Annotated in this window: 11 protein-coding genes; 2 read left to right on the top strand and 9 right to left on the bottom strand. The window is 67.4% G+C overall.

Translation table 11 applies throughout. The annotated features are described in order from the left end of the window. Positions 1 to 38: 38 nt before the first annotated feature. The 7 genes from ACRSBM_RS16545 to ACRSBM_RS16515 form a co-directional block, all read right to left on the bottom strand. Complete coding sequence (locus ACRSBM_RS16545) at positions 39 to 671, bottom strand: hypothetical protein (RefSeq protein WP_434444292.1); 633 nt, start codon at positions 669 to 671, stop codon at positions 39 to 41. Positions 672 to 786: 115 nt separating this feature from the next. Then, the gene (locus ACRSBM_RS16540; protein ID WP_434444291.1) at positions 787 to 5,682 is read right to left on the bottom strand and encodes an amino acid adenylation domain-containing protein; all 4,896 of its coding nucleotides are present in this window, start codon (positions 5,680 to 5,682) and stop codon (positions 787 to 789) included. A 94-nt stretch (positions 5,683 to 5,776) separates the two neighbouring features. Continuing rightward, on the bottom strand, positions 5,777 to 5,980 hold the full coding sequence (locus ACRSBM_RS16535; protein ID WP_434444290.1) for an MbtH family protein: 204 nt from the start codon (positions 5,978 to 5,980) through the stop codon (positions 5,777 to 5,779). A 50-nt stretch (positions 5,981 to 6,030) separates the two neighbouring features. Beyond that, positions 6,031 to 7,107 (bottom strand): saccharopine dehydrogenase NADP-binding domain-containing protein, encoded by a 1,077-nt coding sequence (locus ACRSBM_RS16530; protein ID WP_434444289.1) that lies wholly within the window; start codon positions 7,105 to 7,107, stop codon positions 6,031 to 6,033. 90 nt (positions 7,108 to 7,197) lie between these two features. Then, positions 7,198 to 8,001 (bottom strand): HAD-IIA family hydrolase, encoded by an 804-nt coding sequence (locus ACRSBM_RS16525; protein WP_434444288.1) that lies wholly within the window; start codon positions 7,999 to 8,001, stop codon positions 7,198 to 7,200. 525 nt (positions 8,002 to 8,526) lie between these two features. Beyond that, complete coding sequence (locus ACRSBM_RS16520) at positions 8,527 to 9,465, bottom strand: ParB N-terminal domain-containing protein (RefSeq protein WP_434444287.1); 939 nt, start codon at positions 9,463 to 9,465, stop codon at positions 8,527 to 8,529. Between the two features lie 597 nt (positions 9,466 to 10,062). Continuing rightward, a complete protein-coding gene (locus ACRSBM_RS16515) occupies positions 10,063 to 10,263 on the bottom strand; it encodes a hypothetical protein (RefSeq protein WP_434444286.1) in 201 nt (66 codons plus the stop codon). 510 nt (positions 10,264 to 10,773) lie between these two features. Between ACRSBM_RS16515 and ACRSBM_RS16510 the strand changes: the two genes are divergently transcribed. Both ACRSBM_RS16510 and ACRSBM_RS16505 read left to right on the top strand, forming a co-directional pair. Beyond that, the gene (locus ACRSBM_RS16510; protein WP_434444285.1) at positions 10,774 to 11,217 is read left to right on the top strand and encodes a hypothetical protein; all 444 of its coding nucleotides are present in this window, start codon (positions 10,774 to 10,776) and stop codon (positions 11,215 to 11,217) included. 335 nt (positions 11,218 to 11,552) lie between these two features. Continuing rightward, complete coding sequence (locus ACRSBM_RS16505) at positions 11,553 to 12,281, top strand: hypothetical protein (protein ID WP_434444284.1); 729 nt, start codon at positions 11,553 to 11,555, stop codon at positions 12,279 to 12,281. A 52-nt stretch (positions 12,282 to 12,333) separates the two neighbouring features. Here ACRSBM_RS16505 and ACRSBM_RS16500 read toward each other — a convergent pair whose 3' ends face one another. Together ACRSBM_RS16500 and ACRSBM_RS16495 are read right to left on the bottom strand one after the other, a co-directional pair. Next, entirely contained in the window at positions 12,334 to 12,546 is a 213-nt protein-coding gene (locus ACRSBM_RS16500; protein WP_434444283.1) for a hypothetical protein, read from the bottom strand. A gap of 106 nt (positions 12,547 to 12,652) precedes the next feature. After that, positions 12,653 to 13,249 carry a TetR/AcrR family transcriptional regulator gene (locus tag ACRSBM_RS16495; protein ID WP_434444282.1) on the bottom strand — a complete coding sequence of 199 codons (597 nt, stop codon included), beginning with the start codon at positions 13,247 to 13,249 and terminating at the stop codon, positions 12,653 to 12,655. Between the last annotated feature and the right edge of the window lie 45 nt (positions 13,250 to 13,294).

Genomic DNA, 13,294 nt, shown 5'->3' with positions numbered 1-13,294 from the left:
TCATTGCTCCCATGAAACACTCAGTTTGCGTCGGCCGCTTACCGGGAAATTCGAATGATTTCGGAGACACGTTCGGTCACCGATGCCGGATCGTCGTGCCGGTCCGCGAGCGCGGCGCCACCCATCGTGAAACCCCAGGCGCCCGCACCGGCGATGTCGGTGATCTGCTCGGCGCCGCGCACGCCCCCCGCGATGACGAATGGCACGGTCGCCGCGGCTGCGGTGCGCTTCATCAGCAGCACCGGGTCGTAGGAGGACTGCCGGTACGGCATGAGGCACAGGCCTCGCACACCGTCCGTCGCGCTCAGGCTCTCCGCCTCGGCTGCCAGCTCGTCAGGCGAGCTGGCCAGCACCAACGGGCTGCCGGACAGGGATCCGACGAACGGCCAGTACTCGGGCTTCCCGCTCCCCGCGAACTCCTGTGCCACCTCCGGCCGCCACGCTCCGATCACGCGATCCACGCCGAGGTCCAGCGCGAACCGGTAGCCCCGTTCCTGGCCGGCGTCGCTCATGTCGGCCAGCTCCAGCAGGACCGACCGGCCGTCCGCGTGCGCGGCCTCGGTCAGGTCCCTGGCCATGTGCGGATCGATGCCCACGTCCTTGAACGCGATGTTCCGGAGCTCGTCGACCGAGAGCTTCTCGTACACGTCGACCGCGTCAGGAATTGTCACATCTTTTTCGGTCAACATCAGCACAAAGTTCAACGCCACGTTTTCTCACATCCTAATGAAAGCAGGAGAGATGTCCACTGCCGATTGAACGCAGAAGTAGTTTTTCTGTCGTTGTCTACGAGGCGAGTGCGCGCAGTTCCGTCGCCATGCCGTGAGGTGTCGGGTTGCGGAACAGCGCCTGCAGGGGCAGGTCGACCCCGAACTCCTTGTTGATTCGGGTGATCAGCCGGATGGCGAGCAGGGAGTAGCCACCACTGGAGAAGAAGTGGCTGTGGACGCCCAGGCTCTGATCGTTCAACAGCTCCGACCACAGGGCGGTCAGCAGGCTTTCCGTGTCGTCGCCAGGAGGTGTGGCATCCCCATCGCCTGAGCCGACGGGCGTCGCCTCCGGCAGCACGGACCTGTCCACCTTCCCGTTCCTGGTCAACGGGAAGGTGTCGAGCCTGAGGAGGGACGACGGGATCGTGTACTCCGGCAACCGGGTTTTCAGTGCCCGCAGGACATCCGCCTCCGTCACCGCCGACGGAGCCACGAAGTACGCGGCGATGCGCTTGTCCCCGGCAGCACCGTCCCGCAGCATCGCCACACAGGCGGTGACGCCCGGCTCACGCAGGACCGCTTCCTCGATCTCGCCGAGCTCGATCCGGTAGCCCCGCACCTTGACCTGGTTGTCGCGGCGTCCGATGAACTCCAAAGCGCCGGTCGAGGTGTACCGGACGATGTCGCCGGTCCGGTACAACCGGCGCCCGGCCCGGCCGGTGAACGAGTCGGGAACGAAGCGCTGGGCGGTGAGAGCCGGTCGGTTGTGGTAGCCGCGTGCGATGCGGCCGCCGCCGATGACCAGTTCCCCGGCCACGCCCTGCGGCACGAGCTCACCGGACGCGTCGACCACGAAGGCGTCATACCCCTGCATCGGGACACCGATGCTCAGCGGCTCGGCCGGGTCGATGATCGTCATGGTGGCGGCGTGGGTCTCGGTCGGGCCGTACAGGTTGTAGGCCTGCCAAGGGCCGTTGCCGAGCGTGCGCCAGAGCTTCTCGCTGACGGCCTCCCCGATGACGAGCATCTTCGTCCCGGCCGGGATCTTTCCCAGCACGCCCAGGCTCGTCGCCATGTCCAGCTGGGACGGAGTGACGTCCATGAGATCGACCTCGTGGCGGATCAAGAGATCGACGAGCAGCCGCGGATCGCGCCTGACGTCCTCGGGCACGATCACCAGGCTCGCTCCGCCTGCCATCCAGGCGAACTGGATGACGTGGCCGTCGAAGAAGATCGGGGAGTTGAGCGCGACCGTCTTCGGCCAGAGGCCGGCACCGATGATCTCGCTCGCCAGGGACACGTTCAGCCAGTGGATTCCCCGATGACTCATCGTCACGGCTTTGGGCAGGCCGGTGGAGCCGGAGGTGTAGATGAGGTAGGCGAGGTTGTCGTGGTCCACGCTGACGGCCGGGCGATCAGCCGGGTATGGGCTCCAGGTGTCCTCGTCGTCGAGGAGGAGCACCTGGCCGCGGTCTTCGACCTGGGCGACGGAGTGGTGGTCGGTCAGCACCGTGGTGCTGGCCGCGTCTTCGAGCATGTAGTGGATGCGAGCGGGCGGAAGTGCGGGATCGATGGGCAGGTAGGCGGCGCCCGCCTTGAGGATGCCGAGCACCCCGGCGACCATGTGCGCGGACCGCTGGGTGCACAGCGCCACCACCTGTTCGGGTCCGATGCCCTGCTCGCGCAACCTCCAGGCGATTCGGTTGGCCCGGTCGTCGAGCTGACGGTACGTCCACGCGAGCTCCACGTAGCGGACCGCGATCGCGTCCGGGGTCCTGTCCACCTGCGACTCGAAGTCCTCGTGCAGGCCGGAGTGCTCCGGCCACTCCGCCTCCGGTGCGGTTCCGGCCGCGATGATCTCGGCTCGCTCGGCCGCGGGCAGCAGTTCCACCCGGGACATCCGCAGTGCCGCCGGATCGTGCCGCGTCATCGAGTCGAGGATCGTGAGGTAATGACCGATCATCCGGCGGATGGTCGCGGCGTCGAACAGATCCGACGCGTACGTGAAGCCACCGACGACTCCGCGGGGGTCGTCCACGAGGTCGACCACCAGGTCGCACACGGCGAAACCGTTCTCCAGCCTGGAGAAGTCCAGGCTCACGTCGTGCAGTGAGCCGGCCCGCGCCACCGCGACGTCGAACCCGAACATCACCTGGACCACCGGTGACCTGCTCAGGTCCCGCGACGGCCGCAGGTCCTCCACGACCTGTTCGAACGGCACGTCCTGGTTGGCGTACGCGCCGAGGCAGGTCTCCCGCACCCGGCCCAGCAGCTCCGACAGGGTGGGATCGCCGGTCAGGTCGGTGCGCAACGCCAGGGTGTTGACGAGGAACCCGATCAGTTGCTCGAGCTCGACCCTGTTGCGGTTCGCGATGGGGGTGCCCACCACGACGTCCGTGACACCCGCGTGGCGAGCGAGCAGCATCTTGAACCCGGCGAGCAGGGTCATGAAGAGGGTGACGCCCTCGCGCTTGCCGAGGCTCCGAAGCCGTTCCACCAGATCCGCCGGGATCACCACCGGCTCGAACCCACCTCGGTGTGTCTGGACGGCCGGACGGGGCCGGTTCACCGGGAGGTTCAGCGCGGCCGGAGCGTCCGCCAGGCGGTCCCGCCAGTACTCGAGTTGCTCGGCGGCCGGACCGCTGCCCAGCCAGTCCCGTTGCCAGGCAGCGAAGTCCACGTACTGCAGCGACATCGCCGACAGGTCCGGCGCGGTCCGGTTCACCCGTGCCCGATAGCAGTGCGCGAGTTCGCGGGTCAGCACGTTGAAAGACCAGCCGTCGAAGGCGATGTGGTGGACGGTCAGCACGAGAAGGTGCTCTTCCGCGCTGATGCCCAGCAGCTGGGCGCGGAGCAACGGGCCCGCGGTCAGGTCGAACGGTGCGCGCACCACGTCGTTCACGAGTGCTCGTACGGCATCCGCGTCCCGGCCCCGCAGATCGTGGAAGTCCCACGGCACGTCGACCTGCTCCAGGACGACCTGTTCGGGGCGCTCACCGCTGGTGGGAAAGACGGTCCGCAGGGCCTCGTGGCGATCGACCACATCGGACAGTGCGGCCCTCAGCGCCGCTACGTCGAGAACACCTCGCAGGCGGTACTCCACGGCGGCTGTGTACGTGGTGGTTCCCGGTCGCAGCTGCTCCAGGAACCACAACCGCTCCTGAGCCGGCGACAGGGGTGCGTGGCCGTCGCGTTCGACGGGACGGATCGGTTGCAACGGTGCTGTGCTTCGGGACTCACGCATCCGAGCGGCCAGTCTCGCGACCGTCCGGTCCTCGAACACGTCCCGCGGCTTCAGCGACGCGGCCAGGACACTTCCCGCCCGTGCGATCAGCCGGGTGACCAGGAGCGAGTGCCCGCCCAGGTCGAAGAAGTCGTCGTGGACGCCGACGCGAGCCAGGTCGACGCCCAGAACTTCGGCGACGAGCTCCGCGAGGAGTTGCTCCACCGGGTCCCGCGGACTTACCCGGCCCGCACCGATTCCGGCCTGGTCCGGCACCGGAAGCGCGCCGCGGTCGAGCTTGCCGCTGGCCGTCAGAGGGAGCTTGTCCAGGCTGACGATCATGGACGGCACCATGTAGTCCGGCAGGCGGGCGCTCAGCTCGTCGCGCAGCGCCTTGGTGTCCGCTCCTCCGGTGACGTAGCCGATCAGCCGGGTCCCGCCGGTCGGGTGCCCGACCGCGGTCACCGCGGCATCCGTGACACCGTTGAGCCCGGCCAGGGTCGCTTCGATCTCGCCGAGTTCGATGCGGAAGCCGCGCAGCTTGACCTGCTGGTCGATCCGGCCGAGGAACTCCAGCTCTCCCGCCGGTCCCCAGCGGACGAGGTCGCCGGTGCGGTAGAGCCGGGCGCCTGCGGGGCCGAACGGGTCCGGGACGAACCGTTCCGCGGTCAGGCCCGGCCGGCCGTGGTAGCCGCGCGTGACCCCGGCCCCGCCGATCAGCAACTCCCCGGCCACGCCAGGAGGAACCAGGTTCAACGTCTCGTCCACCACGTACGCGCTGGTGCCGCGGATCGGCGAACCGATCGGCAGCGGCCCCGGTTCCTGGTGTTCGGGGGCGGGATAGTAGGTCGAGTTGACGCAGGTCTCGGTCGGGCCGTAGAAGTTGGCCACCTCGATGCCGGGGAGCTGCGCCTTGCACTGGGCGACCAGGTCGGGTTCGAGCGCTTCTCCGCCGCACATCAGCCACCGCAGGCCCGTCCCCGCCAGGGCGCGCACAGCGAGGGCTTCGCGCAGTACCGGCGGCGTCACCCCGATCACGTCGATCCGCTCGCTGGTGATCAGCTCGCGGAGCTCGTCCATGTCGATCCCGGTCTGGCTCGGTGTGAGCACGACCGTGCCGCCGGACGTCAACGGACCGTAGATCTCCAGGTTCGAGGCGTCGAAGCTGAGTGACATGCGGTGCAGGAACTTCAGCTGCTTGCCGCGCCACACGTCCGAAACGGCCCAGACGGTGTGGTTGACGATGGCGCTGTGCGGAACCATGACGGCCTTGGGTTGACCGGTGGAACCCGAGGTGTAGATGAGGTAGGCGAGACAGCCGGGGCCGACCGCGACGCTCGGGCGGCTGGAGGGGTGCCGGGTCCAGGTCTGCGCGTCGTCCAGGACGAGGGAGTCCAGGTGGCTGCTCAGCTGTGAGGTGGTGTGGTCCGCGAGCCTGACCGCGGCGCCGGAGTCCTCGAGCATGTAGCTGATGCGGGCGGCGGGAAGCGCCGGATCGATGGGCAGGTAGGCGGCACCGGCTTTCAGGACGCCGAGCATCCCCGCGAACGCCGCCAGCGAGCGGCGGGTGTGCAGAGCGACGATGTGCTCCGGTCCGACCCCCTTCGCGAGCAGGCTCCATGCGATCTGGTTGGCGCGGTCGTCGAGTTGCCGGTAGGTCCACGCCTCGTTTCCCAAGACCAGTGCGGTGCCTTCGGGGGTGCGGTCCACCTGGGCTTCGAACAGTTCGTAGAGAGAAGTGTGATCCACTGCAGCCTGGAACAACTCGGTGGAATCCTCAACGCTACTCAAGACTTGCCCCCATCGGATTACGGCAAAAGATGTCCGGACAGCGGATTTCCGCTCAGGCGCCCCGGCGCAGGCTCAACGGCCGCATATCAGTCCAGACTTCTTCTATGTATTCGAGACAGTCCGCTTTGGGGGCGGCCTCCCGGACGACCCGCCAGCCGGCAGGGACCTCCCTGCCCTCAGGCCAGATGCTGTACTGCTCCTCGTCATTGACGACCACGCGGTAGGGCGCGGTCAAGTCAGCGTCGTCAACCGGCATGGTGACTCCTTGCAATTGTTCAAGTGCCTTTGAACATGGTCTGACATTGATCACATCAGTAAGTCGTCAAGGCGCCTGGCGCGCTTCTCCAGATCGGCGACCGGAAGCGGATCGGCAATGCCGGGGTCCACATCGGCGACCGCGGCACGAGCCGCCGCGGTGAAATGAACGGTGCCGTCGTCGTCGATGCGCTCCACACCGTCGCCGCGCGCCTGCTTCTCGTTGAACGCCACAGCTTCGGCTCGATCGACGCCGGGCGGCAGGTCGAGGGTGACCGGGCCGTTGTCGACGCGGTTGTCGATCCGTACGGGATAGCCACCCGGAAGTCCGCCGGGGGAGGCAGTCGACCAGCGCAGAGGTGCCGCACCGGGCAGGAGAGCGAGCAGCACCGGGATCGCGGCGGCGGCCGTGACCTCGTTGTAGCGCTGAGACCGCATGATCGATGGCGCCTGGTAGGCGAGTTCGTCCGCACGTCGTCCGTCCTCGCCCAGGAAGACCATGCAGCGGTCGGCGGGATCGGCCGGTTCACGGGACAGCATCGCGTCGAGCAGCTGGGAGTGGTGACAGATGACGCGGATGAGCGATGCCTCAGCGTCAGCCCCGGCGGCACGCAGCGCGGCGCGAACGCGAAGCCCGATCATCGCGGCGTTGCCGAGTCCGAGTGTCGGGGCCAGCCCGAGACGGGCGAGGACCGGTCCGGTCACGTCAGGAAACGAGAGGTTCGCGACCGGCCCCAGGTAGCCGGCATCCCTGGTTGCTCGCATGACAGCCAGCGGCACCGGCAACTGGTACGGCAGCTGCAGCGCCAGACCACCACTGAGAACGGCCGACGCCGCCGCGTCGTCCCGCCCCGACAGCGCCCAGGGCCCACGCACAGCCGCGCATTGCACCACCAGGTCAGGCCGTGTGCGGGCGAGGAGGTCGGCGACTTCGTCTTGCCGGGTCGCGTTCACCACGACCGGTTCGACCGCGCGATCAGAAATGCTGGCGGCGGTACCGGCGATGGCCTCGACCGTCTCGGCGGACCGCCCGGCCACCACAAGGCGCCGCACGCGTCCGCTCTCTGCCAAACGGTACGCGAGCCGCTCCCCCATGTTGCCCATTCCAATGACCAGCACAGTGCCCATAGGAGCAGGACTCGGGAGTTTCGACGATGCCACGGATTATTCACCGTTCTCTACGAGGATTGATGCACTCAGCGCCTCACCACGGCTGAGTCACAAGACCGCAGATTCAGCGAGCAGGTGCGCGATGCTCTCGCCGACGTAGGTGGGCTGGACGAGCGAATCGGCCACCATGTCCCGGGTTGTCACGCCGGTCAGAACCAGCAGCGTGTCGAACCCGGCCCGGAGCCCGCCTTTGATGTCGGTGTCCAGCCGGTCGCCTACCACCAATGGATTTCGAGCGTTGAGGGCCCCGGCCTGCTGCTGGAACATAGTGGGTTCGGGTTTACCGACCGACAAGTCCGGCACGCGACCGGTGGTGGTTGTGAGCGCTGCCATGAGGGCACCGTTACCGGGGACCAAACCTCGCTCGGCAGGCCAGGTGTCGTCCAGGTTGGTCGCCACCCACAGTGTTTCCGGACGATGCAGGGCGAGAGCGGCTTCCGCGAGAACGGGCCAGCCGATGGCGGGGTCGAAACCCTGCACCACGGCTTGCGGCTCGTCGTCAGCGGAGTCGACGGGCTTGAGTCCGACGGCCGCCACCTCGTCACGCAGCGCGCCCGAGCCGACGACGAGGACTGCCGCGCCGGACGGGAGACGGTGCGCCAATGCGGCGGCGGCGATAGCGGCAGGGGTCGCCACTTCGTCGGCGCTGGCTCCGATACCAGCGTTGTTCAACATTTCCGCTACCTCACCGGGGCGGCGACGCGGGCTGTTCGTGGTGAAACGCAGTGGCACACCCTTGGTGCGGATGGCCGCAATTGTCTCCGCCGCGCCTGGAATGGGCTGCTGGCCGAGCACGAGTACGCCGTCGATGTCCAGCAGGATCAGATCATGACGGTCAATGAGACTGGTCACTCGGCAACCCTCGACCCAGCGGTAGTCCTCTGGTAGAACGCCGCACTCATATCAACTCTCCGGTTACGGTTCCAGTCGGCGAACGGCAAACTGAAGAAGGCACCGCGAATCAACCCCAACCCCCAACTGCCGCAGCCTGCGGCAACAGCGTGACACGAGCTATCCGAAGTTCGACTCACGCACCCCAGTGTTCGAGCCGCCGCAGAATCTTTCCCGACCATATAGCGAGCATTAGCGGCGAGCAACTACCGAATCCGCCTGATACCACGGCTCCGGACTGATCAGACACACCGGCTGAGCACTGTCATCACCAATGGAACCGACAAACTTTACCAATTGACGGAATCCACGGACCGTGCCGTAGAATTCGTCGCCAGGGGTCATCGGTGTCGTGGCGAAATTGCAGGTCGACGAGCGGGCGCCCGTTCCCGCGATCGTGAGTGGCCGGCCGGGCCGACCGGCAACCCATGCCGGTCGGCACGACCGTTCTGCCCGCGATGGCTGCCCCAGGCGGGCGTGGAGCGATCAGTTGCCGAGCGGCGGGCGCCCTTCCAGCCGAGCCGCGAACTCGGTCAGATCGGCCGCATACCAACGAGCCAGTTCGGCGATGACCCCGGCGGTGTGTGCCGGCAGGTCGGCCGCCAGACGCTCCCGCTCCGTGCGGCCGATCGCGTTGGCGTCGAGCCAGCGCAGTATCAGCCGGCCGGTGTCGGTGAACCGCAACGACGGGTCCCGGTGGATGCCACGCAACAGGGCGGCGACGTCGTCGGCCGTAAGACCGTTGTGGTCGTTCTTCTGACGCCGGTTCCCGGCCCGGTGCGCCGAGGAGACCTGGTCGGGTACCGGATCAAGCCCCCTGTCCATGCGATCGCGGACGTCCTTCACAGTTCCGGGGGAGATGCCGGTGGCCCTGGCGATCTCGCGGATCGAGGCGTCCGGTTTCGCGGACAGCATCTCCGATGCCAGCCTCCTGCCCCCGGCGGTGCTGACCGGACGCCTGCGCCCGTCCATCCCGACCCGGCTGCTCAACTGCGGACCTCCCGCGGTTGAGCAGCCGCGCAACCCGGAAACCGTCCTGGCCGAGAGACCGGTGGCCACGGCGACGACCCGGTCCGACCATTCGGGGTAGTCCCGCAGAATCCGCGCCGCCGCCTTCTTGCGTTCTGCCAGCGACAACGGCAACCCGTGCGCCGTATTCGCCCGCACACCGACTACGAACGCACTGTTCTCGTCACCGTCGAAGAACCGCACCCGGATCTCGCCGACACCCGCGGCCCTGGCCGCCTGCAAGCGGTGCGCGCCGTCGATCACTCGCATCGTCTCGCGGTGCACGATGATCGGTGGCAGCTCGGCAACGGATTCGTTGAGCACCTGCACGTGTGCTTCGTCAATACCGGTCGACCGCGGCGAGTTCCCGATCGACAGCGCACTCGTGGATATAGTCCGCACCGGCCCTGTAGTCAACGGAAAATCGAGTGCGGATCCTCCCCTCGCTGCAGGCACGAACGCTGTTTCCCCAGTCCTCACTACTCCCCCAGCAGATTCATCACGCCATTGGACGGCAGTATCTGTGGTCACGAAAACGGTTCCTGCCCGTGTTGGCACTGCCCCCTGCGCTTTGCCTCCACAAGGGGCCATAGTCCATGTAAGCGGACCTCCTTTCAAGCCAACGAACAGTGGGTTCCGACATACCCCGGCACCCGCGGCACTGGCCGCGCTCTGAACGTCCTGCTCACCGCGCACCTGCCCGCGGTCGCCGAGCATCTGGTTGCCGGAGCAAGGAAATTCAGGCGTCGCTCACGCGCGTCCGGCGAGAACCGTTCTGCCCAGGTGGAACATCGAACTCCCAGCCTCCTATTCGAGCGGGCCGGGCAACCCGCGTCGATCAAGCTAGGAGCCGCCGCTGACACGACGCTGACAGGCCGTCCGGCCGCCCATGACGAGGACAGATCCGGTGAACAACGCTGCGTCGTCGCCCTTCACCACGATGGCGAGTGTCGGCGCGGCGACAGCCCTGCACAGCACTTATGCCCGCATGCCGGATCGCCGCAAACCGAGTACTCACACCACGAACACCATCACGCCGGTGACGACGACGTTGCGGCTGACCGCCCGCATGAACACGATTGCGAGCGCACGCAACGACTCTTGATCAGCGGGTTCCGCGCTCGCTCGGGCGAAGTACGCCGCGCGGTCGACTGCTACGCACTTGTCGCAGCCGAAGTCCTTGTGTTCATCGCGACCAATCACCTCGGCGAACATCTCCGCATCGTCACCTCAGTAGCTCATGAACGGGTCTGAATGCGACCGCGTACCACCAGGATCCGATCATTGCCGTGCTCGAACGGCTTGTGCCAGCATGGCGACCGAGCAGGCGAAGCGAGTGCGCTGACCAACCTGGCTGACGCGTAGACGCACCTCGGCCGCCGCGGCGCTGTCGACCTTGGCGAACACGCTGAACGGCCTGGCCGAGGCCCTGCGCGCAGCCGGCGCGACCGGGCACGCCCGCGGCGCACCGGGAGGCGTTGGCCATCGCGACCGAGACAGGTGACCAGGACGAGCAGTCACGTGCGACGGCCGGTATCGCGTCGTGTGGCGAGGACGCGTCGACTGGCCTGCGGGGCTGAGCATTCTTCACGGTCCACTTTGGACAATTCCGGACTCCGTCCGCGGTGTTGCCAAACCTGCGGCACTGGACCGGCCGGGGCCTTGTGAGAGCGGCGGTCGCGCAGGAGAGTTGTTCGGCGCGCAACGTGGTTGGAGGTGCCTTTCGTGGATGCTGACATCCCGGCCCCCGTGCCGGTGGAGGAGTTGATCGCGCGACGGAAACGCGGGCGCGCCCACGCCACCGACGGCTACCTCGACAGGGATGAGGTCGCGAGTGCCTGGCCGGTCGTCTGGAACTACCACCTGGTGATTCAGGCCAACGAGGTCCGGACCCGGCAGGCATCCATGACAGGAACATACGGGTCGACGACGTGGACCGAGTACAACGCCGAGGACGTGCAGCGGGTCGCAGACGCGATCGCCGACGGTACGGCCAAGGTTCAGCCCGAGTGGCGCAGGGACACCGAGGCCGGCCGCGCGGAGCAGCAGCGGCAAAACGAGCAGCGGCGTCGGCAGCTCGTGCGCACGCGGTGGTTCCAGGCCGCGATCGGCTTGGTCCTGCTGCTGGGCGTCGGAGCCATCGTGGCCCTGATCATCATCGCCCTCTGAAGCACCGCGACCAGCACGACCGTACCGGAGTCGCGCGCGCCATCATCGTCGCGGCCGCTCAGTTCCAGCTGGGACGCAACGACATTCTCGATCCCGACCGATGAGCCGTACATGATGCCGATCCTGCTCGGAGTGGGCCACGCGGATCTTCGACGGCGTGCAAACCTGGAATCCCAACAGATCGCTCGCGCGAGTCGAACCAGGTGGCGCGCCTGATCCACCACGTGAGCAAGTCCAGTTGAAGTTCAGTTCTCGTCCAGTCTCACCCGTTTGAGTCTGAGCTCCCAGTCAGCGATCACCTCTGAGTCCGGGAGACGATCTTGCTACGGAATCCTATGGCCATCACACTCAGCCTCGGCGCGTTGCTTGCCGCTCTGGTCTTCCCGGCGACGGCTACGGCCGCGCCGGAGAACACCTTCCAGTACGGGTGCACGCTCACGCTGGACACCTGCCGCGAGGCGGGCATCCAGGCCGGCTCCTCGCCCGCCGCCGTCGCGAACTACCTGGATACCGCCGCCACGGAGATGTCCGCACTCGCATTCACCACTCAGTACGGCTATCTGACCAACAACGGCGCGAACGGCCGCTTCTACGGGTGGAAGCTCAAGAAGGGCGTCAACATCCTGCTCAACTACTACCGTTGCCAGGTCGTCAACGGCCAGTTGGTCAACTGCGTCCTGCACGGCGAGGTCGGTGTGCAAGCCAGCTTCTTCTTCAACGGCCACCAGGTCAGGGAGATCAAGACCACCGTCACGAACCTGACTCCGCTCCCGCTGCAGGTCCAGCACGCCTCGGTCTGCCTGCCCGGCGGCGCGGGCTGCACGCCACCGGTGGCCAGCCCGGTCACGCCGATGCCGACGAACATCCCCAACAACCACGTCGCCCCGTCGCTCTACCTGCCCGACGCGGGCGCGTACCAGGTGGCGTTCGGCTGGAACGTCATCGACCCGCCCATCAGTTCCTCGGCCGCGACGCCGGTCTACGGTTCGATCATCTTCAACTGCGAACAGCTGGGCCCGGTGACCGACCCCGGCGAGTGCTACTACCTCGCCAGCAACGCGTGACGAGCCGGAACTGAAAACGCCGGACCCGCGTAAAACGGGTCCGGCGCACATTTCAGCCCAGCAACGGAACGTCGAGCCGGCCGTGGCGGAACTCGTGCACCGCGATGACGAGTTCGCCGACGATGAGGTTTCCGTCGCCGTCAAGATCGATGCGGTCGAACGCGGTCGGGGCCGGGTCGCTCAGCCCCGCCGCGTTGCCGAGCCAGCGGTCCGCGCGGGCGGCGAGTCGCAGCAGCTCATCGACGAGGCGAAGAAGACCGCCCACGACCTCCGCGAAGAGGCCCCGGACACCGCGCCCAAGCCTCCGCGAACGAGCCTGCGCCGGCCTCGCGAACCTGCGAACAACCCCGCGCCTTGGCCCGCGTCCGAGTTCAATCCCCTGGGCATGCCCGTGGACGGGACCGCTCCCCGCCCATACCCAGGATCAGCGCGACCGCGTCCTCCGAGCACGCCCCCGGCGTCAGAACCTCCTGCAGCAGCAGGCCACGGATCGCGGCGATGGCGACGGTGGCCCTGGTCAGCGCTTCCCCGGCGGCGAGCCCTTCGCGCTCCGCCAGCGAGGCCAGCATCCTGGTGAGGTCGTCCAGCGACGAGATGAACTCGCGGAAGTCGTCCGGGCTGTACGCGGCCAGCCCCACGACGTGGAAGAACCCGCGGGCACGCGACAGCTGCTCCGGTCGGGTGTAGGCCCGCCAGATCGCCAGGACGAGGTCGTCGAAGGTTCCCTGCCCAGCGGTCCTGAACAACACCTCGTTGTCGCGGGTCCGCTGTGCCCCGAGCATGGCCGCCAGGACGCCCGTGAGCGACCCGAAGTGGTACCGCAGGAGCGCGTGGCTGGTCCCGGTCCGGGCCGCGATCTCGCGAAGTGAGATCTCCGGTGGCGGGAGGCCCTCGTCGAAGACGTCGAGGAGCCGCGCCAGGAGGCGCTCGCGTGCGTCACCGTTGCGTGCCGTGCTTGACAGGACCACTCCCGTAGTTTATCCATTGGAAAGCGATTTATCCATTGGAAAACT

This window comes from Lentzea xerophila (genome assembly GCF_051094245.1).
Taxonomy (GTDB): domain Bacteria; phylum Actinomycetota; class Actinomycetes; order Mycobacteriales; family Pseudonocardiaceae; genus Lentzea; species Lentzea xerophila.
Note: the sequence above shows the minus strand (reverse complement) of the source record. Positions and strands in the feature narration are given on the sequence as shown.